24 protein-coding genes and 2 tRNA genes are annotated in these 20,313 nt (G+C 62.1%); 8 read left to right on the top strand and 18 right to left on the bottom strand.

Going from position 1 to position 20,313, the window contains the following annotated elements; translation table 11 throughout:
• Nucleotides 1–52: 52 nt before the first annotated feature.
• The 3 genes from HZB86_02550 (at nucleotide 53) to HZB86_02540 (ending at nucleotide 2,273) form a co-directional block, all read left to right on the top strand.
• Nucleotides 53–664, top strand: a complete 612-nt coding sequence (locus HZB86_02550) for a hypothetical protein (protein ID MBI5904420.1) — start codon at nucleotides 53–55, stop codon at nucleotides 662–664.
• 796 nt (nucleotides 665–1,460) lie between these two features.
• Complete coding sequence (locus HZB86_02545; GenBank protein MBI5904419.1) at nucleotides 1,461–1,859, top strand: hypothetical protein; 399 nt, start codon at nucleotides 1,461–1,463, stop codon at nucleotides 1,857–1,859.
• Between the two features lie 12 nt (nucleotides 1,860–1,871).
• Nucleotides 1,872–2,273 carry a hypothetical protein gene (locus tag HZB86_02540; GenBank protein ID MBI5904418.1) on the top strand — a complete coding sequence of 134 codons (402 nt, stop codon included), beginning with the start codon at nucleotides 1,872–1,874 and terminating at the stop codon, nucleotides 2,271–2,273.
• Between the two features lie 411 nt (nucleotides 2,274–2,684).
• Here HZB86_02540 and HZB86_02535 read toward each other — a convergent pair whose 3' ends face one another.
• Nucleotides 2,685–3,491 carry a methyltransferase domain-containing protein gene (locus tag HZB86_02535; GenBank protein MBI5904417.1) on the bottom strand — a complete coding sequence of 269 codons (807 nt, stop codon included), beginning with the start codon at nucleotides 3,489–3,491 and terminating at the stop codon, nucleotides 2,685–2,687.
• A 1-nt stretch (nucleotide 3,492) separates the two neighbouring features.
• Nucleotides 3,493–5,607 (bottom strand): GGDEF domain-containing protein, encoded by a 2,115-nt coding sequence (locus HZB86_02530; protein ID MBI5904416.1) that lies wholly within the window; start codon nucleotides 5,605–5,607, stop codon nucleotides 3,493–3,495.
• Between the two features lie 134 nt (nucleotides 5,608–5,741).
• On the opposite strand from HZB86_02530, the gene HZB86_02525 reads away from it, so the two are divergent.
• Genes HZB86_02525 through HZB86_02510 form a run of 4 tightly spaced genes read left to right on the top strand, consistent with a single transcriptional unit; the run spans nucleotide 5,742 to nucleotide 8,995 of the window.
• On the top strand, nucleotides 5,742–6,341 hold the full coding sequence (locus HZB86_02525; GenBank protein MBI5904415.1) for a hypothetical protein: 600 nt from the start codon (nucleotides 5,742–5,744) through the stop codon (nucleotides 6,339–6,341).
• Entirely contained in the window at nucleotides 6,338–7,885 is a 1,548-nt protein-coding gene (locus HZB86_02520) for a hypothetical protein (GenBank protein ID MBI5904414.1), read from the top strand. The genes HZB86_02525 and HZB86_02520 overlap by 4 nt, the downstream gene beginning before the upstream one ends.
• 4 nt (nucleotides 7,886–7,889) lie before the next feature.
• Nucleotides 7,890–8,420: a TlpA family protein disulfide reductase gene (locus tag HZB86_02515; protein MBI5904413.1), complete on the top strand. Its 531-nt coding sequence runs from the start codon at nucleotides 7,890–7,892 to the stop codon at nucleotides 8,418–8,420.
• Nucleotides 8,421–8,425: 5 nt separating this feature from the next.
• Nucleotides 8,426–8,995 carry a TlpA family protein disulfide reductase gene (locus tag HZB86_02510; protein MBI5904412.1) on the top strand — a complete coding sequence of 190 codons (570 nt, stop codon included), beginning with the start codon at nucleotides 8,426–8,428 and terminating at the stop codon, nucleotides 8,993–8,995.
• Here HZB86_02510 and HZB86_02505 read toward each other — a convergent pair.
• Nucleotides 8,966–9,631, bottom strand: a complete 666-nt coding sequence (locus tag HZB86_02505; protein ID MBI5904411.1) for a M50 family metallopeptidase — start codon at nucleotides 9,629–9,631, stop codon at nucleotides 8,966–8,968. The two genes, HZB86_02510 and HZB86_02505, sit on opposite strands and share 30 nt — an antisense overlap.
• Before the next feature lie 138 nt (nucleotides 9,632–9,769).
• Between HZB86_02505 and HZB86_02500 the strand changes: the two genes are divergently transcribed.
• On the top strand, nucleotides 9,770–9,967 hold the full coding sequence (locus HZB86_02500) for a helix-turn-helix domain-containing protein (GenBank protein ID MBI5904410.1): 198 nt from the start codon (nucleotides 9,770–9,772) through the stop codon (nucleotides 9,965–9,967).
• 24 nt (nucleotides 9,968–9,991) lie between these two features.
• Here HZB86_02500 and HZB86_02495 read toward each other — a convergent pair whose 3' ends face one another.
• The 15 genes from HZB86_02495 to HZB86_02425 all read right to left on the bottom strand — a co-directional run bounded on the left by HZB86_02495 (nucleotide 9,992) and on the right by HZB86_02425 (nucleotide 20,292).
• Nucleotides 9,992–11,881, bottom strand: coding sequence for a response regulator (locus HZB86_02495; GenBank protein MBI5904409.1), 1,890 nt, complete (start codon nucleotides 11,879–11,881; stop codon nucleotides 9,992–9,994).
• A 34-nt stretch (nucleotides 11,882–11,915) separates the two neighbouring features.
• A tRNA-Arg gene (locus tag HZB86_02490) sits at nucleotides 11,916–11,992 on the bottom strand.
• Between the two features lie 18 nt (nucleotides 11,993–12,010).
• Complete coding sequence (locus tag HZB86_02485; protein ID MBI5904408.1) at nucleotides 12,011–12,532, bottom strand: adenine phosphoribosyltransferase; 522 nt, start codon at nucleotides 12,530–12,532, stop codon at nucleotides 12,011–12,013.
• A 15-nt stretch (nucleotides 12,533–12,547) separates the two neighbouring features.
• Nucleotides 12,548–13,090, bottom strand: coding sequence for a M23 family metallopeptidase (locus tag HZB86_02480; GenBank protein ID MBI5904407.1), 543 nt, complete (start codon nucleotides 13,088–13,090; stop codon nucleotides 12,548–12,550).
• The gene (locus HZB86_02475) at nucleotides 13,045–13,695 is read right to left on the bottom strand and encodes a protein-L-isoaspartate(D-aspartate) O-methyltransferase (GenBank protein MBI5904406.1); all 651 of its coding nucleotides are present in this window, start codon (nucleotides 13,693–13,695) and stop codon (nucleotides 13,045–13,047) included. The genes HZB86_02480 and HZB86_02475 overlap by 46 nt, the downstream gene beginning before the upstream one ends.
• A complete protein-coding gene (gene surE / locus HZB86_02470) occupies nucleotides 13,683–14,423 on the bottom strand; it encodes a 5'/3'-nucleotidase SurE (protein MBI5904405.1) in 741 nt (246 codons plus the stop codon). Before surE ends, HZB86_02475 begins: the two co-directional genes overlap by 13 nt.
• Nucleotides 14,424–14,512: 89 nt before the next feature.
• A tRNA-Pro gene (locus HZB86_02465) sits at nucleotides 14,513–14,589 on the bottom strand.
• A gap of 45 nt (nucleotides 14,590–14,634) precedes the next feature.
• The gene (locus HZB86_02460) at nucleotides 14,635–15,000 is read right to left on the bottom strand and encodes a phosphomannose isomerase type II C-terminal cupin domain (protein ID MBI5904404.1); all 366 of its coding nucleotides are present in this window, start codon (nucleotides 14,998–15,000) and stop codon (nucleotides 14,635–14,637) included.
• Nucleotides 15,001–15,067: 67 nt separating this feature from the next.
• Nucleotides 15,068–15,421: a MerR family transcriptional regulator gene (locus HZB86_02455; protein MBI5904403.1), complete on the bottom strand. Its 354-nt coding sequence runs from the start codon at nucleotides 15,419–15,421 to the stop codon at nucleotides 15,068–15,070.
• Between the two features lie 14 nt (nucleotides 15,422–15,435).
• Nucleotides 15,436–15,726, bottom strand: a complete 291-nt coding sequence (locus tag HZB86_02450; protein MBI5904402.1) for an integration host factor subunit alpha — start codon at nucleotides 15,724–15,726, stop codon at nucleotides 15,436–15,438.
• Between the two features lie 18 nt (nucleotides 15,727–15,744).
• Nucleotides 15,745–18,153, bottom strand: a complete 2,409-nt coding sequence (locus tag HZB86_02445; GenBank protein ID MBI5904401.1) for a phenylalanine--tRNA ligase subunit beta — start codon at nucleotides 18,151–18,153, stop codon at nucleotides 15,745–15,747.
• 28 nt (nucleotides 18,154–18,181) lie between these two features.
• On the bottom strand, nucleotides 18,182–19,162 hold the full coding sequence (gene pheS / locus HZB86_02440) for a phenylalanine--tRNA ligase subunit alpha (GenBank protein MBI5904400.1): 981 nt from the start codon (nucleotides 19,160–19,162) through the stop codon (nucleotides 18,182–18,184).
• Between the two features lie 8 nt (nucleotides 19,163–19,170).
• Nucleotides 19,171–19,527: a 50S ribosomal protein L20 gene (gene rplT, locus HZB86_02435; GenBank protein ID MBI5904399.1), complete on the bottom strand. Its 357-nt coding sequence runs from the start codon at nucleotides 19,525–19,527 to the stop codon at nucleotides 19,171–19,173.
• A 15-nt stretch (nucleotides 19,528–19,542) separates the two neighbouring features.
• Nucleotides 19,543–19,740 carry a 50S ribosomal protein L35 gene (rpmI, locus tag HZB86_02430; GenBank protein MBI5904398.1) on the bottom strand — a complete coding sequence of 66 codons (198 nt, stop codon included), beginning with the start codon at nucleotides 19,738–19,740 and terminating at the stop codon, nucleotides 19,543–19,545.
• A gap of 3 nt (nucleotides 19,741–19,743) precedes the next feature.
• Nucleotides 19,744–20,292, bottom strand: coding sequence for a translation initiation factor IF-3 (locus HZB86_02425; GenBank protein MBI5904397.1), 549 nt, complete (start codon nucleotides 20,290–20,292; stop codon nucleotides 19,744–19,746).
• Nucleotides 20,293–20,313 lie beyond the last annotated feature (21 nt).

Below are 20,313 nucleotides of genomic sequence, written 5' to 3'. Positions count from 1 at the left end.
CTGCGTCTGGTAATGTATATTAACCTTCCGTCCTTAAAGGAGAAAATACTCCTTGACGGGGCGGCGGAATTCGATAGAATACCCCCAAGAACCACAGGGCTGTGTTGATGCTACCGGGCACGGACACAGTCGAACTGAACTTCGTGGTTGTAAGAAACATGCGTATCCGCCGGAAAATCCCTTGTTGGATGATGGGGGCCGGTCGGATATGCTTAGCAACTCTCAAGTCAATTCTGATTTCAAACTCATCGAAGTTCGGCAGCATGGCGACCGCTACCGGATCGTCATGGAAACCGATCAGGTTGCGGTAAAAGAAATTCTCCGTTTTCTCTCTCTCGTTCATCAATTCACACAACCGTTTTTCTATAAGGTCAGGGCGAACGCTGTTTCCGACGAAAAGGAACAGGCGCGCCTTGAATCTCTTGTCCTGTACAAGGAATGGTGCGTCAAAACGGTTCTTCCTGTGTTCCGCTTGCTGGAAGGAACGGACACGGAAAGATTCCGGAAAATGAGGGAGTGGTTGAACAATCGAAAGGAAGCGGCAGAGCATTTGGGGCCACGGGAAAAGGGCTACTTGCGGCAGGAGGTCGAAGCCCTGATTTCTTCTGCTCGGAAGTTCGAACGTGAGCGATGTTGCTGGCGGGGATGCTTCATAAATAAGTGAAAGGGGGCTGCTGGCTTATATCCTGGGGCTTCGGGAATAACGTTAAATTGAATTCCGAGAATCGAGGCCGACGCTCACCAACCGGGAGATAGGGTACATCTGACGTCCGCAAGGAAATATAGCGTACGTCGCCGAGAAGCCGGTCAAGGGGGCATGTGGATGATGCCAGAATGCTCTGGGCTCGCGCCAAGGATAACGGGTGTGCCGTTTTGGACAGGCGGGACACTTTGGCGGAGCTGCTGTCCTGCTGGACTCGGTGACGCTCTAAGGTGTAGATCGTACGGCTTCTCGGTCGAGAGCGAGTCACAGCGTCGCAGGCACACCCGGACTTGATACGTATCGAGGAAGCACGGGGAATTTTTGGAAGATCCCCGGTGCTTGATGGGATCATCATAACCAAATCCAAGAATCACTTTTACGATTGGATACAAGGACGGGCAAAGCCCGGAGGGCTTGGCCGTCCTTCTTCATGGCCACCGCGGGTTGGATTTTCTAGGCGGAACCGGAAGTCCGTTAGAACTAACAGCACCCTGATATTTCGATTCACTTGATGGTGCATTCCGAACAATCATCTTCAAAAAAGATTAATTCTTTCTTCAACTTTTCGCTCCTTCTTGACATAGAAACACAGTTATGCAACCGTGTGTTATCGAAACAGAAGGGTGGATAGGTGGCATTTTTGAAATTCGAGGTTTTATAAACCATAATGATTAACAATATTGCTGATTGGTTATTGATAAATTGGGGGAACATAGCGAGCTTATTTGGTCTTATTTTTACTCTTTATGTTTTGAAAGTGTCTAAGCGGGCAGAGGAAGCCGCAGTTGAGGCAAGAAATCTTATAGAGAGAAAATCTGTCGCTCAAGAGTTAAGGGAATGCGGAGATGATATTAATTTAATTAAAATTAACTCTGAAAATAGTATTTGGCCAGTTGCATCATTTATTTGTAATAGGCTAATTCTTAGGCTAACGTTTATAATAAACAGATGGTCTGATCATTTTTGTGATGATACGAAATCAAATCTTAGTTTGACAATAACTCAATTAGATACATTGAATTCACAATTCAGGAAATTTATAATTAGAACCCCTAATCAATCAGAAATGTCAGGAATACTCTCTGTAGCTGTTAGGCTAAGTACTATTCTGGCAGCAGAATATGGAAAGTACGAATCAACAATCAACAAAAAGTAGAGAGGGGATCATATGGCCGACTTTCCAATAAATGCAGAAGTTATAGCTTTATTCACAAAGATATTTAAAGGTACCTTAAAAGGTGTAATTCAATGGGAAAAAACCGCTGACACAAGCATGCTTGTTGCTCCATTAGAAGGAGAATATGGGCTATCATTAAAAGAGATACCTGATTTGGATGAAAGAGACGCACCTCCCGATCATGCGCTATCATTATCTAAAGGGAGGCAAATCATATTTATTCTTAACCGAAAAGACTTTGAGGGTATTGATTTTCAGAGATTACTTGGGGAGAAATATGAACACGTTTACACTGTATTTAGAGAATTATGGATAAATGCATATTTAAAAGCACATAAAATAACAGAAGAAATTAATATTATAAGTTCAATACTTGATAAAAAATTGAAATAACAATTTTCAAAGATAGATGTTGATTCGTTCCAAATACAGTCCGGACTCAGCCCGTATGTCGCCACAAAGCGCAGCGCGTGTGTAACTATTACCCGCAAAGCAAACCAACCACTTATAGACGAATGCGCCCCGCGAGGTACTTTGTCGCATTGGCGGGGCGCAGCAACAGGCGTCCTGGTACGAAAAAGCGTAGCTCCCGTGGAGCGCGTCGCACCCGCAAGATTATTGTCTGATGTTTTACCCAACAGGCAAACGATAAAGGACCAGGTGAGCGACGCGAAGCGGAGGACCGATTATGAAGGGGAAAAATTGGTCTTGACACCAATTCAGAGAAGGATCAAAATGCGATCCATGGGGCGGTTACGTCTGGTAATGTATATTATGTCAAATAACGTCGAATGGCGGCAACGCTCACTTCCGGGCGATCAGCACCTTCCACCCCATGTAGATCGGCCCGGCCTTCGCTTCCAGCACCGCGCACAGATCCCGGACCATCGGAATGCGTTCCAGGTACGGAACCTTTGGAAACAGTCCCGCCGACTGCGCCGGAATGGACAGGAAATCGAACAGGAACTCCCTTGTCGCCTCGAAACGCAGGTCGACCTTCGTCGTCCGGTATTCGTGTAGCGATTCGAGGCACGCCAGGAGTTCGTGGATGGGAAATGCCCCGTACTGGTACCTCAACTCCGGGAATGTCTTCCGGATGGCATCCTCCCCTTCCGACGTGAATAATCCGGAATAGTAGCTGATGGAAAGAACCCCTCCCGGAAGAAGCAGCCGGCTCGCCTGTCGGATCGAATCGGCGAATCTCGGGAGAAGGAAAACGGAGGCGGTGTAGAAGATCGCGTCGAACGCCTCGTGGAAATACGCCTCCAGATTTTCCGCGTCCCCGCGTACGAAATACACCCCCCTCGCCTTGCGGCATCGCTCCTTCGCCTGGTGGAGCATCGCCTCGCTGATGTCGATCGCGTAAATGTGGGGAGATCGGCCCGCGAGCGACTTGTGGAGCGCAAGGGTCGATATCCCGGTCCCGCATCCCACGTCCAGGATCCGTTCCGGGCGCGACGGCTCGATCAGTTCCAGCTGCTTTTGCGTAAGCGTCTCGAAGAGATGGTGTTTCCCTTCGAACAGGTCGTACGCCTGCGCGCTCTGGTCGAAGTTCCTTTCGACGGCGGCCTTGAACCGGCTGTCGAAAGGCTCGCGTCCATTCGGATCCATCTTATGTGGCCGCCTTCACCACGACCCGGTTCTTCCCCTGCTGCTTTGCGGTGTATGCCGCCTCGTCCGCAAGGGAAACCATCTGGTCTTCCGAGACCCCGCCGTCTTCCGATGAAAATACACCAACGCTTACGGTTAGATGTACCGGTTTGCTCGCGTTCGGGATGAAGTTGTGATATGAGATCTCCGTCTTGATCCTCTCCGCTACCATCAAGGCGCCGACCGGCTGGGATTCCGGCAGGATGAGGGCGAACTCCTCCCCTCCGTATCTCGCGATGATGTCCGTGGTGCGGGCGCATCCGCGTATCAGGTCGGCGATTTTCCTCAGCGCGATGTCCCCTGCGGGGTGGCCGAATCGATCGTTGAACTGCTTGAAGTCGTCCACATCGATCATGAGAAGGGACATGTTGTGCTTGTACCGACGAGCCCGTTCCAGTTCCCGGCGGAGCGCATTGTAGAACTCTCTGTGATTGAAAAGCCCTGTTAAACCATCGGTTATAGCCATTAACTTCATGTTGTCGTAGAGGGATACGACCTCAAGGGCAAGCGTCGCCTCGGACGCAAGGGTGGAGACCGGGACGACGGTTTCCCGAGTGATCCCCTTCCCGTTCGGGACGGTGCGGAGCACAAGAAGCGCCGCCGACGGGAAGACCTCGCACTGAAGGCACCCCTCGAGCGGCACCCGGAACTGCTCCGGGTCGGCGTCGGGAATGAACGATCCGGGGGGGATCCGACGAAGCCAGCACTTCAGGTTCTCGGAAAAGAAATTGATGCAGCTCCGATCGCCGCAATTCCTGATGTCGGCGCACCGCGACTTGAGGTTCCTCGTGACCGGCACGACGTACGAAGCCCCGCCACGCTCCCCCAGGATCGCCTCCTCTTCCGGGAGGTGGGGCGTTTCGAGCGGAGTCGGCAGGAAGGCGCTTGTCCCGCTCCAGAATGTCCTCGCAAGGAGAGAGTTCGGATTCCACAACGGGATCCGCGTCGGAACGCCGGACAGCGGATCCGGCTCCCCGGCGAAAACGACGAAACCGTCCCTGGAAACTTTCCCCAGGAGCGCCCCCCGGAATCCGTACCCCTCGGCGATGCCGTCCAGGAGGGTGTCGAACACCTCGTCGATCCGGCGGGACTGGAGCATCTTCTTCGTCACCTTGTGGTGGGCGACCAGGTCCTTGTGCGCCTGCCCAAGGTCGTTGACCTGCCTCGCGAACTTCTCCTCGAGGGCGATCCGCTCCTCCTCGATCTCCTTCCGGAAGCGGACGAACCGGCTTGTCACCGCGTCGGATATCTGGCGCGGAGGCGCTTGTCGGGGAAGAAGCTCCCCCTGCTCCGACAATGCCCCGGAGATCCTGTCCAGCGCGTCGAGGGGGGGCCGCAGGAACCTTTTCCGGAGAAAAACCAGCGTCGCGGCGTTGAACAGGAAGAACAGCGCAAGGATCGCCTGCGGCAGGATGGGAAGGTGCGGACCGGCGGACATGATGAAAACCTGCGCGGACCACCCGTTGCCGATCCCGCCGGCAAGGATCGGCGCGGTCCCGAGGACCCACGATCCGCCCGGCGCGGCGAAGGCCTCCTTGTCCCCGAAGAGGTGATTTCCTCCCGAGTCGACCAGCCGGCAAAGGATTCCGTGTGCCTTGAGGTCGGTGAAATACCCGGAAAGGTCCGCGAGGGATACGGATCCGAGCACGTACCGATCCGATCCGGTCAATCCGGCGACGTGGGCCGCCAGCGGGAGCACGGATCCTCTCCCGGCTTCCTCCCGAGGCCTTCCAAGGAACAAGGGAAGCAGACCGCCGGTTCCGGAGCGGACCCGTTCGAAGCTTTCGTCCGGCGGCAGTTCCCGAACGAATGTCACGGGACCCACCTCCGAGGGGAACCCGCGGCCCACCGGCATCAAACGCCCGTCGGCGCCCACGGACGACGCAAACAGGACGATCTTTCCCCACAGGTACGAGTTGACCCTGGAGGAGACGAGCGTCCTCTCGTCGTCGATCAGGTCGCGGGTCAGATCCGCGCGCAACCAGAGCAGAAGGAGGATCCCGCACGTGAAATTGGCGACCAGGACCGCCACAAGGAAGAAATCCCCCGATCGGTCCTGCGAACGGATCCTCTCCACCCCCGGCGAACCCCCCGTCCCGACGAATCGTCCCGACTGGTATCCCACAGTAAACTTTACGGCAATTCTGCCGAAAAGTTAAAGGTGATCTCGTGCCGAAGGATGTTCCGCCAATCGCTCGCCGCGGGGGACCCATGAACCGGACAAAGCGACGGACCTACTGGATCGACATCCGCAGCCAGGGACCGTTCCTCCTCAAGGTAGGATCGGTGTGGGCGGGCGGGATCCTCCTTCTGTCCCTGCTCCTCTACTTCCTCGCGGACGAGGAGCTCGGCAGGAGCTTCTACAGCGTCCACCTGCGCCTTCGGCACACATGGCAGGTTCTCCTTCCGGCGGTGATCGTCGCCGGCGGCATCTCGTTCCTCGTGACGATCGGCCTCACCTTACTCCTCGCCCTTCGAGAGTCGCACCGACTCGGGGGGCCGATCCACAAGTTCCGCCTCCTCTTCCAGGAACTGGGTGCGGGAGTGCTCGACCCCGAGTTCCGGTTTCGCAGCGGGGACCTCCTGCTCGATCTCGGCGAGTCGTACCGGGATTCCCTCCGGTCCCACGCGGACCGGATCATCGCCCTGCAGCGGCTCGGGGAGCGGGCGGAGCGGGCACTGTCCGAGGCGAGACTCTCCCTCGGCGGCCACGCCCTTCCGTCCGAGGAGATGCAGCTCGTCGCGGCGGCGGGCGACGCCGTCTCCCGGCTTCGCGACGCCCTGAAGGAATTCCGCGTCGGTCCCGCTTGAAACGAGCCGCCCGCATCCTGGCCGTCCTCCTCGCCGCGTACGGCTTCGCGTACGCGGCCGAGTCGATCCTCTTCAGCCACTCCACCGCCTCGGACCCGCACGCGGCGCTGCGCGACCCGTCCCGGTGCGCGGAATGCCATATCGACGAACGGCCGGAGGCGGGAAGGCCGTATCGCCAGATGAATTTCCGGCGGGACATCTATTCCCTCTGCACCCGATGCCACGCATCCCACGTCACGCACCCGATCGACATCGCGCCGCGGAGGGGCATCTCCGGTTCGCTCCCTCTGGACAGCGACGGCACGATGACGTGCATCACGTGCCACGCGCCCCACGCCGCGCCCATCTCGAGCCGGCGCCACACCGGCAGGCCGCTGCTCGAAAAGATCCGGGACACCGTGTTCCCGCACTTCTCCCCACGGTTCCGGACCTACTTCCTGCGGGTGCCGAATTCCGAAGGCGAACTGTGCGGGCGATGCCACACCCCCGGCGCCATCGCATCGAATCCGTCTCCCGGGCGCACCGATACCGCCTCGTACGCGGGGTCCCGGACCTGTTCGCGCTGCCACCGCAAGGAATACGCCGAGTGGCGGCGCTCCCCGCACGCCCGCATGCTCCGCTCCCCCAAGAATCACCCGGACGCGCTGCTCGCGAAGTTCGACAACAACACGCCGTTCCCCCCTTCGGAGATCGCGTACATCCTCGGAAGCCGGACCGCCCAGCGGTTCATCAGCCGGAAGGGGGACGCGCTCGTGGTCCGCACGCCGATCTGGATCATCCGCGAGGGGAAGTGGAACCTCGGGTACTGGCGGGAGCCCGACTGGAGAAAGTCGTGCGCGGGGTGCCACGTCACCGGGTACGACCCTTCCCTCCCGGCGTTCGTGGAGGAAGGGGTCGGGTGCGAGGCGTGCCACGGGCCGGGCCGTGCGCACGCCGAGAGCGGCGGCACGCCGGCAAAGATCGTGCATCCCGGAAAGCTTTCCCCGAATCGAAGGACCATGATCTGCGAGTCCTGCCACACCACCGGGCACGACATGACCGGCGAATACCGGTTCCCGGTCGGGTATCAGCCCGGCGGGAACCTCGCGAAGCATTTCCAGGGGCTGATCCCGAAGCCGGGGCAGGACGACACCACCTTCCGGGGGGACGGGAGCTACGCCGATCGCCGCTCCCAGTTCGCCTTCTGGGCGTCCCGCATGCTCATCGTCGAGGGGGCGACGTGCGACCTGTGCAAGAACTTCCGCGGGGGGCCCGATCGGATCGACGCCCGCTCCGCTCCGAGGAAGATGAGCGCCCGGGAATTCTGCCTGTCCTGCCACGACGGGCGGGTGCTTCCGCCGCCCCGCCACCACGGCCGCGAGACCGATCGCGCCGGGGAGTGCCTCTCCTGCCATCCGGTCGCGAGGATCCGCGGCGGGTCCCCTTCGGTACACGACCACAAGTATCTGCCGGAAGGGGCGCTCGCCGAAAAAGACTTCCTTCCTCGCGCCGATTTCCGTAGCATCTGCTTTGGCTGCCACCCTTCACCGCCGAAAGGAGCCTGATTCCATGCGCCGTGCCATCTCCGCGATCGTCCTCGCCCTGGCGCTCTGCCTGTCCGTACTCCCGCCGACCCCCGCGTCCGCCCTCACCGTGGAGGTCGGGCAGCCGGTCCCCAAGGTGACCCTGCCCACCATCGAGGGAGCGAGCGTGGATATATCCTCCTACAAGGGGAAGATCGTCCTGATCGCCTTCTGGGCATCGTGGTGTCCGCGCTGCGGGGAGGAATTGACGTTCCTGCAGGGAATCTACAAATCGAGCCCCGACATCGTGGTGCTCGCCGTCAACCAGGAGAGCCAGAACATCTCCCGGGCGCACATCGAGCGGGTGAAGAACACGTTGAAGGAGTGGAAGATCGACTTTCCGGTGCTGCTCGACAGGAACCTCGACGCCTGGCACGCCTTCGGCATCAATGCGCTCCCCACCAGCGTCATCCTCGACCGGAAGGGGATCATCCGGTACGCCGAGGCGAACTACTACTGGGCGACGCAGGAGAGGATCGCGGAGGTCATCCAGCGGATCCGGCAGGAAAAGGAGTAGAGCCTGTGCCGGGAATCGTTCGCAGGCGGATCGGAGCCGTCGTGGTCGCCGCCTCGGTCCTCGCCGCCGCCGCTTCGGGAGTCGGCGCGGAAATGCAGGCCCTGCGGCCCCTGGTCCGATCCGGCGAAAAGGCCCCCGGATTCTCGTTGAAGGACATCGACGGAAAGGATGTTTCGTTCCGGCCCGGGAGCGGGAAACCGACCCTGGTCGTCTTCTGGTCCGTCTTCTGTCCCACGTGCAAGGAACTGGTTCCGGAGATCGACGGATACGGCACCCGGCGCGGTGCGTCCCTGCGCACGGTCGGGGTGAATCTCGACGGGAAACGGTTCTCCAACGCCGTCCGCTCCTTCCGGAAGGAGACGGGGCTGCGGATGCCGGTCGGCCTCGACGATCTCCGGAACGACTTCTTCATCGCGTCGGACCCGTACGGGGTCGAGAAAACGCCGACCGCCGTCCTGGTGGACGGGGCAGGCGTCGTGCGCGGAGCGTGGACGGCGGATCGGATCCGGGAATTCCTTACGAACGCCGACGCGATCGTCGCGGGATTAAAAAAGGGCGACTCCCCGCGAAAGTAGTTCGCGGCCCACGGCGAATCCCTTCCCCAGCCATGCGCGGTAGAGGTGGTGGAGACCGTGGAACCCGGCGCCCGTTCCCGGCGCGACGAGGAACGGAATCCAGAGCGTCAGGAACAGGAGAACCACCGCGCCGGAAAACATCCGCCCGCTGCGCCGGACGTCCGGTTGTCCGTTCAGGAAGCCTTCCGCCGAAAACCACAGGTGCATCGTGAACAGGAACGCCGCGCCGCAGAGGTAGATCCCCTCCGCGTGCTCGTACTTCCCACGGAGCAGCGCGATCGGGACCAGGGCCGCCGCGTTGTAGAGCGGCACCGCGTACGGGGCGAGGTCGATCGCGACGTTGGTCCCGTCCATCACCACCTTTCCCCCCGAGCGGGAAGTGATGTGGAAACCGTGAACCTCCCGGAAGAACATCTTCGCCACGATCAGGTGCGTGAATTCGTGGGCCCAGAGGTACATCCGCTCCGGTTTCCGCACGATGAAATGGAAGAGGAAGTAGATCAACGCCCCTCCGCCGACCTGCCCCCATTGCAGCGGGGAGAATCGTCCAATCGTCCGCGCCGGAAACGAGTAGAGAAGAACGGCGTCTGCGAACAGGATGGGGATCGAAATCAAGGAATAGAGGAAAACCCGCACGTCCGATCGGCTCCTTCGCGTATCTTATTGATAATAAAACGAAAGAAATAATGCATTCACGAAAATACTCCATTTACAACAATATAACGGTATGTTATTTTTGACCCATCGCATCGGGTCCGCCGCTCGGGGGTTCGCTTGATCCTGGAAACCATGCCCAATGTCCTGAAGACGCGCGATCTGGCCATACTGCTCGACCTGAGCCCGGACGCCGTGAACGACATGGCCCGCAGGGGTCTCCTGAAGGGATTCAAGAGCGGCAACCAGTGGCGTTTCCGCCGAAAGGACGTGGAGCGTTTCATCGAGCGGGAGAAGAAGCTGGCCCCCCCCGTGTGACCCGGCTCTCCGGGCCCCGGCCCTTCATCTTCCGTTCAGCACCCCCCGGATCTTCCACGCCAGCGAAGAGGGCGTGTACGGTTTCCAGATGAAGGAGACCCCTTCGTCCAGCACCCCGTGGTGGACGATCGCGTTTTCCGTGTACCCGGACGTGAAGAGCACTTTCATATCCGGGTGCAGGAGGATCAGCTGCGACGCCAGTTCGCTCCCGTTCATCCCCGGCATCACGACGTCGGTCAACAGCAGGTCGATCCCGCCGGAGAACTCCCGGGCCACCGCGACCGCCTCCGCGCCCCCCGACGCCATGAGGACCTTGTACCCCAGACGCTCCAGCACGCGGGCGCCAAGCTCCCGCACCATCTCCTCGTCCTCTACCAGGAGGACCGTCTCCGTCCCCCCGGGAAACTCCTCCGAGGCCGGATCCTCCACTACCCGCGCCTTCTCGCCCTCCACCCGCGGAAGGTAGATCCGGACCGTCGTCCCCTTTCCGACCTCCGACGTCACCGCGATCGAGCCCCCCGCCTGCTTCACCGCGCCGTGCGTCATCGACAGCCCGAGTCCCGTCCCGCTCCCCTTTTCCTTCGTCGTGAAGAACGGCTCGAAGATCTTCGCCTTCACCTCGTCGGTCATTCCGCAGCCCGTGTCCCCCACCGACACCAGGACGTACCGGCCAGGAGAAACGTCCGGGTTCCGCGCGCAGTACGACGCGTCCAGCTCCGCGTTCGACGTCTCGATCGTCAGGCGGCCGCCGTCCGGCATCGCGTCCCGTGCGTTCACCGCCAGGTTCACCAGGATCTGCTCGAACTGCCCCGGGTCGACCTTCACCAATCCCACACCCGCTCCCGGCAGCGGAACCAGAGCGATGTTCTCGCCGATCAGGCGCGACAGCATCGTGTGCAGGTTCATCACCAGCCCGTTCGGGTCCAGGACCTTCGGCTCGATGATCTGCTTCCGCGAGAACGCCAGCAGCTGCTGGGTCAGCCGGGCGGCCCGCTCCGCCGCGCGGTTCGCCTCCCCCAGCATCTCCGCCACCGCGTCGCCGGACGACACCTTCCCCAGCGCAAGCGAGAGGTTCCCGAGGATCACCGTGAGCAGATTGTTGAAATCGTGCGCCACCCCGCCCGCCAGCCGGCCCACCGCCTCCATCTTCATCGCCTGCTGAAGCTGCGACTGCAGGCGGCTGCGCTCCTCTTCCGCGCGCTTCCGATCGGTGATCTCGAAGATGTAATGCACGTACAGGTCGTCGGAGAACGGGACCCAGATCCCCAACCAGTGCTTCCCCATGTATCCGGCTTCGACCTGGCGGGACCCGCTGGTCTCCCATACCTCGGGGGCAAGGCAGAACGGGCAGGGCGTCCCGGGAACCGCGAGGACGTCGTAGCACACCCTGCCGACGACGGCTCCGTACCTCTTCGCCATCTCGTTGCAGGCGACGATCTCCCGGGTTTTCTTCCGCAGGACCAGGGCGACGCACGGGAGATTGTCCAGCAGGACGTTCCGCAGGGAGGTCTCCCTCCGGGCGGTCTCCTCCGACCGTTTCCGGTCCGTGACGACGTCGAACACGGCGACGAAGTGCTCCGGCTCCGGGCTGTAGACGGAGACGGAAAACCACTGGCCCAGCCCCTTGACGTACGTCTCGAACTTTTCCGGCTTGCCGGTGGTCGCGACGCGCCCGTAGATCTCGAACAGCCCGGGATCGGACGCGCGAATCCCCGGTATCACCTCGCTGACCGGTCTCCCCTCGACGTTCTCGAGGCCCGTCAGCTTCTGGAACGCCTTGTTGACCGACAGGTAGGTGAAATCGACCGCATCGCCGTTGACGTACTTCATCCTGCAGTACGCGAATCCCTCCTGCATGTGATCGAAGAGATCGCGATACCTTCGCTCGTCCCGTTCGGTTGCCTCCACGGTCATCGGGCGCATCTCCCGTTCAAGGATGTGGATTCGATGGCGCCCCCGGGGTGACTCGAACACCCGGCCAAAGGTTTAGGAAACCTCTGCTCTGTCCGCCTGAGCTACGGGGGCGCGCTCCCCTCCCCGGGGTCAATCCTCGAATTGCAGCAAAGAATACACCTTCTGCCCCTTGAGGCGCTCACGGCCCTTGAGCGCGGTGAGCTCCGCGAGGAAGGAACATTCTACAACAACCGCCCCGAGCCGGTTCAGGAGCCCGACCACCGCCGAAACCGTCCCGCCGGTCGCCAGCACGTCGTCCGCCACGACGACCCGCATCCCGGGACGGATCGAGTCCTCGTGGATCTCGAGCCGGTCCTTCCCGTACTCGAGGTCGTAGGAAGCGGACACGGTCTTGTGCGGGAGCTTCCCGGGCTTCCGGACGAGGAGCACGCCGGTCCCGAGCTTGTACGCCATCGCCGCGCCCATGACGAATCCGCGCGCCTCGATTCCCACCACCGCGTCGATCCCCTTCGCGAAGTGCCGGTGCGCCATCAGGTCGATCGCCTGCTGGAACGACGCCGGGTCGGAAAGGAGCGTCGTGATGTCCTTGAACTGGATCCCCTTCTTCGGGAAGTCGGGGACGTTCCGGATCCTCTTCTTCAGATCGCTCATCGGCATCGCGTCACCTCAGTCGTGAAGGTAGGGCGCCGGATCCACCGCTTGTCCGTCGAGGCGCAGCTCGAAGTGGAGGTGGTCCGTCGTCGCGTTCCCCGTGCGTCCGACCGTCCCGACGACACCCCCCGCCGGCACGGCATCGCCCGATTTTACACGAATCGTCCCGAGATGTCCGTAGAGCGTGGTCACCCCTCCGCCGTGTTCCAGGATGACGGCGTTCCCGTAGCCGCGAAGTTCGTTCCCCGCGTACAGCGTCACTCCGATGTCGACCGCCCGGACTTCGGTTCCCGGCGAAGCGGGGATGTCCACTCCCGCATGGAGTCTTCCGCTCCTCCCCCCGAATCCGGACGAAACGACGCCGGCGACCGGCGGAGCGAATCTTCTGCCGGCGAGCCGGTCGGCCGGCGAGGGTCTCCCCGCACCGTCCCCCGGGATCCGATCCGGCGAAAGAGACGCGCAACCCGCGAAGAGAGCCGACGCCAGGAAGGCGGCGGCGAAGACCGTCCTCCTCAACTTCGGAACCCGTGCTTCCCGACGAGGGGGACGAACCGGCATCCACCCAGGTATTCGGACACCGGCTTCCCGCCCCGCTTCGTGACGCGCGCGAGCGACTGCTCCATCCGTCCGCCGACCGGGAGCACCATGATGCCGCCCTCCGCAAGCTGTTCGAACCAGGGGGAGGGCATCGCCGGGGACGCGGCCGCGGAAAGGACCCGGTCGAACGGCGCGTTGGACGGGCTCCCGAGCGATCCGTCGCCCACTTCGTAATGGACGTTGCTCACACCGAGGGCCAGCAGTCGCTTCGACGCCTCCTCGCTGAGCGACCGGAGGCGCTCCACCGTGTACACCTCCTGGCAGATCCGGGCCAGGATCGCGGTCTGGTATCCGGACCCGGTGCCGATCTCCAGCACCTTCTCGCCGCCGGACAGTCGAAGCGCCGCCGTCATCTCCGCAACGATGTACGGCTGGGAGATCGTCTGCCCCTCGCCGATCGGGAGCGGATCGTCCGCGTACGCCAGGTGCCGCAGTTCCTCCGGGACGAAGAGGTGCCGGGGGACCGCTTCCATCGCGGCGAGCACCCGTTCGTCCGCAACCCCCCGCCGGCGGATCTGCTCCTCGACCATCCGGCGCCGGAGGAGCTCTTCCTTCACCAGGTCCATTTCCTCAAAGTCCGCAGCGCGGAGTAGTTCGTGAGATCGAGGTGGATGGGGGTGATCGAAACGTGGTTCTCCTCGACCGCCTCGAGGTCGGAGCCCGGCACCTCTTCGCTGCTCAGGTGGTCGCCTCCGATCCAGTAATATTTCCGCCCCCGGGGGTCCCGCTTCTCGACGATCATGTCCCCGTATACCCGCTTCCCCATTCGCGTCATCCGCACCCCGGCGATATCGTCCTTCGCCATGTTGGGGACATTGACGTTCAGAAGGGTGTCGTCCGGCAGCCCGTGCCGCATCACCTTCCGCGCGATCGCCAACGCGTACTCCCCCGCCACGTCGAAACGGAACCTGCTCCTCGTGACGAGCGAAACCGCGATCGAGGGGATGCCGAGCATCGTCCCTTCCATCGCCGCGGAAACGGTTCCGGAGTATGTGATGTCGTCCCCGAGGTTCGCCCCCTTGTTGATTCCGGAAACGAGGAGGTCGACCTTCTTCCCCTTCAGGATCCCGTTCACTCCGAGGTTGACGCAGTCGGTGGGAGTGCCGTCGACCGAGTAGACGCGGGCCCCAAGCTTCTCCACCCGAAGCGGGTGACTCAAGGTCAGGGAGTGGCTGGCCGCACTGCGCTCCCGGTCGGGCGCGACCACGTACACCGTGCCGAGCTCCCTCATCGCATCCGCGAGCGCCTCGATCCCTTCCGAGCGCACGCCGTCGTCGTTCGAGACCAGGATGATGTGTCCGTCCGAGTCCAAGATCGTACCCCCTGGAGGTTCTCATGGAAAAGGGGTTACGAGATCGCGTCTCGTAACCCCTTCGGGTCTGCTGGTCGGGACGACTGGACTTGAACCAGCGGCCCCCTGCACCCCATGCAGGTGCGCTACCAGGCTGCGCTACGTCCCGATCCGTGAAGTACCGATTTTACCGGACGAAGTGGGTGTTGTCATCTCAATTCCGCCGCGCGTTCGCCGTTTCCGCCCTTCCGAAATCGTCCTCGAACCGCTCGATGTCGTCCTCTCCGACGTACTCCCCCATCTGGACCTCGATGATGACGAGGTCCTCCTTCCCGACGCTTTCCACGCGATGCAGGGCGCCCAGCGGGATCACGGCGGTCCCGCCCGGTCCGAGGCGCACGACCTCCGTTCCCAAGGTGACCAGCGCCTCCCCCCGTACCACCTGCCAGTGCTCCGCGCGCATCCTGTGCCGCTGGAGGCTCAAGCGCCTGCCCGGGATCACAACGAACCGCTTCACCTTGTATCCCGCGTCCTCGAAGAGAACGAGGTAATGTCCCCACGGGCGGTCGCCGCGTTCCATGTCAGCCCAACCTCTTGTTGTGAATATGATAACGCAAGTCTTGCATTATCACTACGTTAAGCGGGGTTCATTTAAGTATCGATTGAATCTTGACGAGCTCTTTCCTGAGGGCTCGAAGCTCGATCTTGAAGGGATTTTCCGTAAGCTCCAGTTTCAGCTGTCGCTGCTTCTCCTTCAGCCGCTCCTTCAGTTTCGTGCGCGCGCCGTCGATCGTGAACTTTTCCACGTACAACAGCCGCTTGATCTCCAGGAGGGTGTCCACCTCCTGACGCTTGTAAACCCTGTGCTGCGACCGGTTCTTCGCGGGTGACAGCCGGAATTCGGTCTCCCAGAATCTCAGGACGTAAGGCTTCACACCCAAGATGCGGCTGACTTCCCCGATCTTGAAGTAGAACTTGTCCGGAATCTGGGGTGTTGCCAATATCCCCCCGATTCTTACGCGGGCTTCTCTTCGTTGATGTAGGTTTTGAGGATCTGGCTCGGCCGGAACGTGAGCACCCGGCGCGCCGTGATCTGGATGTCGTCTCCGGTCTGGGGATTGCGGCCTTTTCTCGGGCGCTTGTCGCGGAGGGTGAAGTTGCCGAAGCCCGAGATCTTGATTTTCTCGCCTTCCTTGAGACTTCCCTTCATCGTTTCGAAGATGGCCTCGACGATATCCTGGGACTCCTTTTTCGAGAGCCCCCCGATTTTCTCGTAAACGATCTCGACCAGGTCCGCCTTCGTCATGACGCCTCCTCCCGGCCTTCAAGAGGTCCGGATCTTGCCCCCGAACCGATTCTCCAATAAATTTACGATCTTGGTATGTATACTATTTACGTCGGCGTCCGTCAAGGTTCTGTCTGAAGGTTGCAATTTCACCCGGATCGCCACGCTCTTCTTCCCCTCTCCGATCTTTTCTCCCGTAAACACGTCGAATACGGTCGCGTCCGCGATCTCGGTGCAGACTTCCCGAACCATCGACAGGACGTCCCCCACCGGGACATTGTCCGGAAACACGCACGCAACATCCCGGAAAACGGGGGGGAATTTCGGAAGCGGACGATACGCGCCGGGCGGAGGCGGAGCGGACGTCGCGGCCTCGAGACGGATTTCCCCATAGAATACGGGGCCGGCGATTTCATACTCGGACAGCAGTTCCCGCCGGATCGCCCCGAACCAGCCGACGACCTCGCCGCGGCAAACGATGTCCGCCGCCTTCCCTTCCTCAAGGAAAGGACGTTGCCGGGAGGGAACGACGTGGACCGGTCCCGATCCGAGGAAGTGGAGAAGCGGCTCCGCCACGCCTTTCATATCGAAGAAATCGACCGGGGCGGATCCTCCGGTCCACTCTCCCGGCAGGCGCCTGCCGCAAAGGACGATCCCCAGACGATGCTCCTCGAAGTGTCCGTCGACGAACCGCTTTCCGTAGGCTTTTCCCGTTTCGTAGAGGCGGACATCCTCGATGAAACGCCGAACATTGTCGGATACGTTCTGGAGCAGTCCCGACAGCAGGTGCGGACGCATCAGGGTCGTTTCGTCGGAAATCGGATTCTTCACGCGAACCGCGTCCCCTTCGTCGAATCCGAACAGTTTCCCCATGCGCTCCCATTTCCGACCGGACACGAACGAGAAGTTCACCGCCTGGTGGAACCCGCGCCCCTGAAGGTAATCGCATGCCCGCTCGGAAATATCGACGAACCGGTCGGCGGCGGAAAAATCGGGGGCCTTGGACTCCGGATACGTCGCGGGAATCGCGTCGTATCCCGAAAGCCGCGCGATCTCCTCGATCAGGTCGATCTCCCGCTCGATGTCGAACCGGTAGGACGGGACGGAAACCCGCCACTCCCCGTCTCCCGTGCGGGTCGCCGGAAACCCGAGGCGTGTGAAGATCCCTTCGCACTCCTCGGGGGAATATCCCTTTCCGATGATCCGTTCCGCCCTCGCGTGGCGGAAGCGTACGGTCCGATCGAGCGAGCCCCCGCCTCCGATGTCGATGACTCCCTTCGCCGCGGCCACGTCCGACATACGGGCCAGCAGGGAAACGGCGCGGTCCGCCGCGAACACCGTCCCCGCCGGATCCACGCCCCGTTCGAACCGGTACGACGATTCGCTGGACAGCCCCAGGCGGCGCCCGGTCCGCCGGATCGAGGCGGGGGCGAAGTGGGCGCTTTCGAACAGCACTTTCGTCGTGCCTTCGGTCACCTCGCTGTTTTGGCCGCCCATGATGCCCGCGACCGCGACCGGCCCCTCTCCGTCGCGGATGAGGAGCATCCCGGGATCGATCTTCCGCTCCGTTCCGTCCAGTGTGGTGAACGTCGTCGGCTCCGCCTCCGCCTTCACGTCGATGCGGGCGCCGCGCAGACGTTCGAGGTCGAACGCGTGCATCGGCTGCCCGGTCTCGAGGAGGAGGTAGTTCGTGACGTCGACGACGTTGTTGATCGGCCGGATCCCGCAGAAGGCCAGCCGCCGGCGCATCCAGTCGGGGGACGGTCCCACCTTCACGCCGGTGACGGCGCGCGCGGTGTACCGCGGGCAGAGCCCGGGGTCGGACACGTCGATGGTAACGAGACTTTCGATCGGAGGTCCGTCCTCGCGGACGGATACGTCGGGGATCCGCACCGCCTCGCCGGTGACGGATGCGATCTCCCGCGCGACCCCGAGTACGCTCAGGCAGTCGCCCCGGTTCGGGGTGATCTCCACCTCCAGCAGCCAGTCGGACAGCCCGAGCGCTTCGGCGAGCGGCCGACCCGGAGCCGTGTCCTCCGCGAGGATCAGGATCCCGGCCGACTCCTCCGCGAGTTTCAGCTCCTGCTCGGAGCAGAGCATCCCTTCCGACTGCCGTCCGCGGATCTTCGCCTTCCGGATCTCCACGCCGTTGGGGAGCCTGGCGCCGACCTTCGCAAGCGCCACGGCATCCCCCGCCTTCATGTTCCGCGCGCCGCAGACGATGTCGTACTCCGCCGTCCCGTCTGTGACCCGGCACACCGACAGCCGGTCGGCGTTCGGGTGCTGCCCCATCCCGAGGATCCTCGCCGTGACCACGGAGTCCAGCCCCTCGCCGAGGAAACGGCAGGAGGAGACCTCCACGCCGGCCATTGTCAGCGCCTCCTGCACCTGCGCGGGCGAGAGCCGCGTGTCGATGAACTCCGCGAGCCAGGACCAGAGTATCTTCAAGAGAAGGTGTCTCCCCCTCCCGCCGTGGTCAGAACTGCGAGAGGAACCGGATGTCGTTTTCGAAGAAGAGACGGATGTCCGAGATGCCGTGGCGCAACATCGCGATCCGCTCGATGCCCATGCCGAATGCGAACCCCGTGTACTCCTCGGGGTCGTACCCTACGAAGCCGAACACCGCCGGGTCGACCATGCCGGCCCCGAGGATCTCGAGCCATCCGGTGTCCTTGCAGACGCGGCAGCCGGAGCCGCCGCAGATGACGCACTGGATGTCCATCTCGGCGCCGAACGTCATCCGGCAGAACTCGGTCAGCAGACCTTTGAGGTCCGCCATCGTGATGTCCCGGTCGACCGCCAGCCCCTCCACCTGGTGGAACATCGGGGAGTGGGTGATGTCCGAGTCGGACCGGTACACCGCCCCGGGAGCGATGATCCGGACCGGCGGACGGGTCTTCTCCATCGTGCGGATCTGGATGGGGGAGGTGTGGGTGCGCAGGACCAGGTCCATCGCGTCGGACTCGACGTAGAAGGTGTCCTGCATGTCTCGCGCGGGGTGCTCGGGCGGGAAGTTGAGCGCCTCGAAATTATAGTAGTCCTTCTCCACGTCCGGCCCGGTCCGCACCGAAAAGCCCAGGCGCCGGAAGACGGCGATGGTGTCGGCCATCGTCTGCAGGATGGGATGCCGCCGGCCGGGGAGGAGCGCCCTCCCGGGAAGGGTGACGTCGATCCGCTCCTTCCCCTCCCGGGCGTCCCGTTCCCGTTCGCGGATCTCCTCGAGCCGGGCGTCGAAGACCGATTCGAGCTCGGCGCGGGCGCGGTTCGATTCGGCCCCCAGCGCCTTGCGCTCCTCGATGGAGAGGGAACCGATCCCCTTAAGAATCCCGGAGATCTCCCCCTTCTTGCCGAAGAACCGCCCTTTCGCCTCGAGGAGGTCGCTCTCGCTCCGCGCGGCCGCGAGGGCCGCGAGCCCCTCCTCGAGGAGGCGTCCGATCCGATCGGAGGTGCCGGACAACGGCCCCCCTACGCCAGCGCGGCTCTTGCTTTTTCGGCGAGCGACCGGAAGCCGGAGGCGTCGTTGACCGCGATGTCCGCCAGGATCTTGCGGTCCACCTCGACCCCCGCCTTCTTCAGGCCGAACATGAACTGGCTGTACGAAAGCCCGTTCTCCCGTGCCGCCGCGTTGACGCGGGTGATCCACAGGGCGCGGAACTCCCGCTTCTTCGTCCGGCGGTCGCGGTAGGCGTACCGCAGCGCGCGGGCGACGGCCTCCTTGGCCGACCGGAGCAGGTTCCCGTGGCCTCCGCGGAACCCCTTGGCGAGCTTCAGGATCTTGCGGCGCTTCTTGTGCGAATGTACCGCTCTCTTCACGCGAGGCATGGCATGTCCCTTCGGTTAAATGTACGGCAGCAGGCGCCGGATCGAACGCTCGTTCGTCTTGTCCACGAGGGCGGATTTCCGCAGCCCCCGCTTCCGCTTCCGGTCCTTGCTCGTCAGGATGTGGCTCTTGCCGGACTTGGCGCGCTTGATCCCGCCGCCGCCGGTCGCCCGGAAACGCTTGTTCGCGCCCCGGTTCGATTTCATCTTGGGCATCTCCTATCCCTCCTGTTTCCCGGCCTCCGGGGCCGCGGGCCCCGGTTTCGCGGGTGCTGCCAACGGTTTCTTCTTGTGCGCCGTCGGGGTCACGATGGTCATCATCGTCTTCCCCTCCATCTTCGGCGCGGACTCCACCTTCGCGACGTCCGCGATGGCGTCTACGATGTGCTTCAGCACTTCGAATCCGCTCTGGGAGGCGTAGGCCAGCTCCCGCCCGCGGAACCGGACGGTCACCTTCACCTTGTCCCCCTCCTCCAGGAAGCGGCGGATATGCTTGAGCTTGGTGTTGATGTCGTGCTCCTCGGTCTTGGGACGGACCTTGATCTCCTTGACCTGGATCACCGTCTGCTTCTTCCGGGCCTCCTGCTCCCGCTTGCTCTGGATGTACTTGAACTTGCCGAAATCCATGATCCGGCAGACCGGCGGAACGGCCATCGGCGCCACCTCCACCAGGTCGAGGTCGAGCGCCCGTGCACGCTGGAGCGCCTCCGACGTATTCACCACGCCGAGCTGCTCTCCCTCGGCGCCCACAAGCCGCACCTCCGGCACCTGGATCTGCTCGTTGATTCT

It is taken from the genome of Deltaproteobacteria bacterium, from assembly GCA_016234845.1.
Classification (GTDB): domain Bacteria; phylum Desulfobacterota; class Deferrimicrobia; order Deferrimicrobiales; family Deferrimicrobiaceae; genus JACRNP01.
Note: the sequence above shows the minus strand (reverse complement) of the source record. Positions and strands in the feature narration are given on the sequence as shown.

What these genes read in the sequence shown, in the direction of transcription:
- HZB86_02540 (MBI5904418.1), top strand. Translation starts at nt 1,872, where the DNA reads ATGGCCGACTTTCCAATAAATGCAGAAGTTATAGCTTTATTCACAAAG.
- HZB86_02535 (MBI5904417.1), bottom strand. Translation starts at nt 3,491, where the DNA reads ATGGATCCGAATGGACGCGAGCCTTTCGACAGCCGGTTCAAGGCCGCC.
- HZB86_02525 (MBI5904415.1), top strand. Translation starts at nt 5,742, where the DNA reads ATGAACCGGACAAAGCGACGGACCTACTGGATCGACATCCGCAGCCAG.
- HZB86_02515 (MBI5904413.1), top strand. Translation starts at nt 7,890, where the DNA reads ATGCGCCGTGCCATCTCCGCGATCGTCCTCGCCCTGGCGCTCTGCCTG.
- HZB86_02495 (MBI5904409.1), bottom strand. Translation starts at nt 11,881, where the DNA reads ATGACCGTGGAGGCAACCGAACGGGACGAGCGAAGGTATCGCGATCTC.
- HZB86_02485 (MBI5904408.1), bottom strand. Translation starts at nt 12,532, where the DNA reads ATGAGCGATCTGAAGAAGAGGATCCGGAACGTCCCCGACTTCCCGAAG.
- HZB86_02480 (MBI5904407.1), bottom strand. Translation starts at nt 13,090, where the DNA reads ATGCCGGTTCGTCCCCCTCGTCGGGAAGCACGGGTTCCGAAGTTGAGG.
- HZB86_02475 (MBI5904406.1), bottom strand. Translation starts at nt 13,695, where the DNA reads ATGGACCTGGTGAAGGAAGAGCTCCTCCGGCGCCGGATGGTCGAGGAG.
- HZB86_02460 (MBI5904404.1), bottom strand. Translation starts at nt 15,000, where the DNA reads ATGGAACGCGGCGACCGCCCGTGGGGACATTACCTCGTTCTCTTCGAG.
- HZB86_02450 (MBI5904402.1), bottom strand. Translation starts at nt 15,726, where the DNA reads ATGACGAAGGCGGACCTGGTCGAGATCGTTTACGAGAAAATCGGGGGG.
- rplT (MBI5904399.1), bottom strand. Translation starts at nt 19,527, where the DNA reads ATGCCTCGCGTGAAGAGAGCGGTACATTCGCACAAGAAGCGCCGCAAG.
- rpmI (MBI5904398.1), bottom strand. Translation starts at nt 19,740, where the DNA reads ATGCCCAAGATGAAATCGAACCGGGGCGCGAACAAGCGTTTCCGGGCG.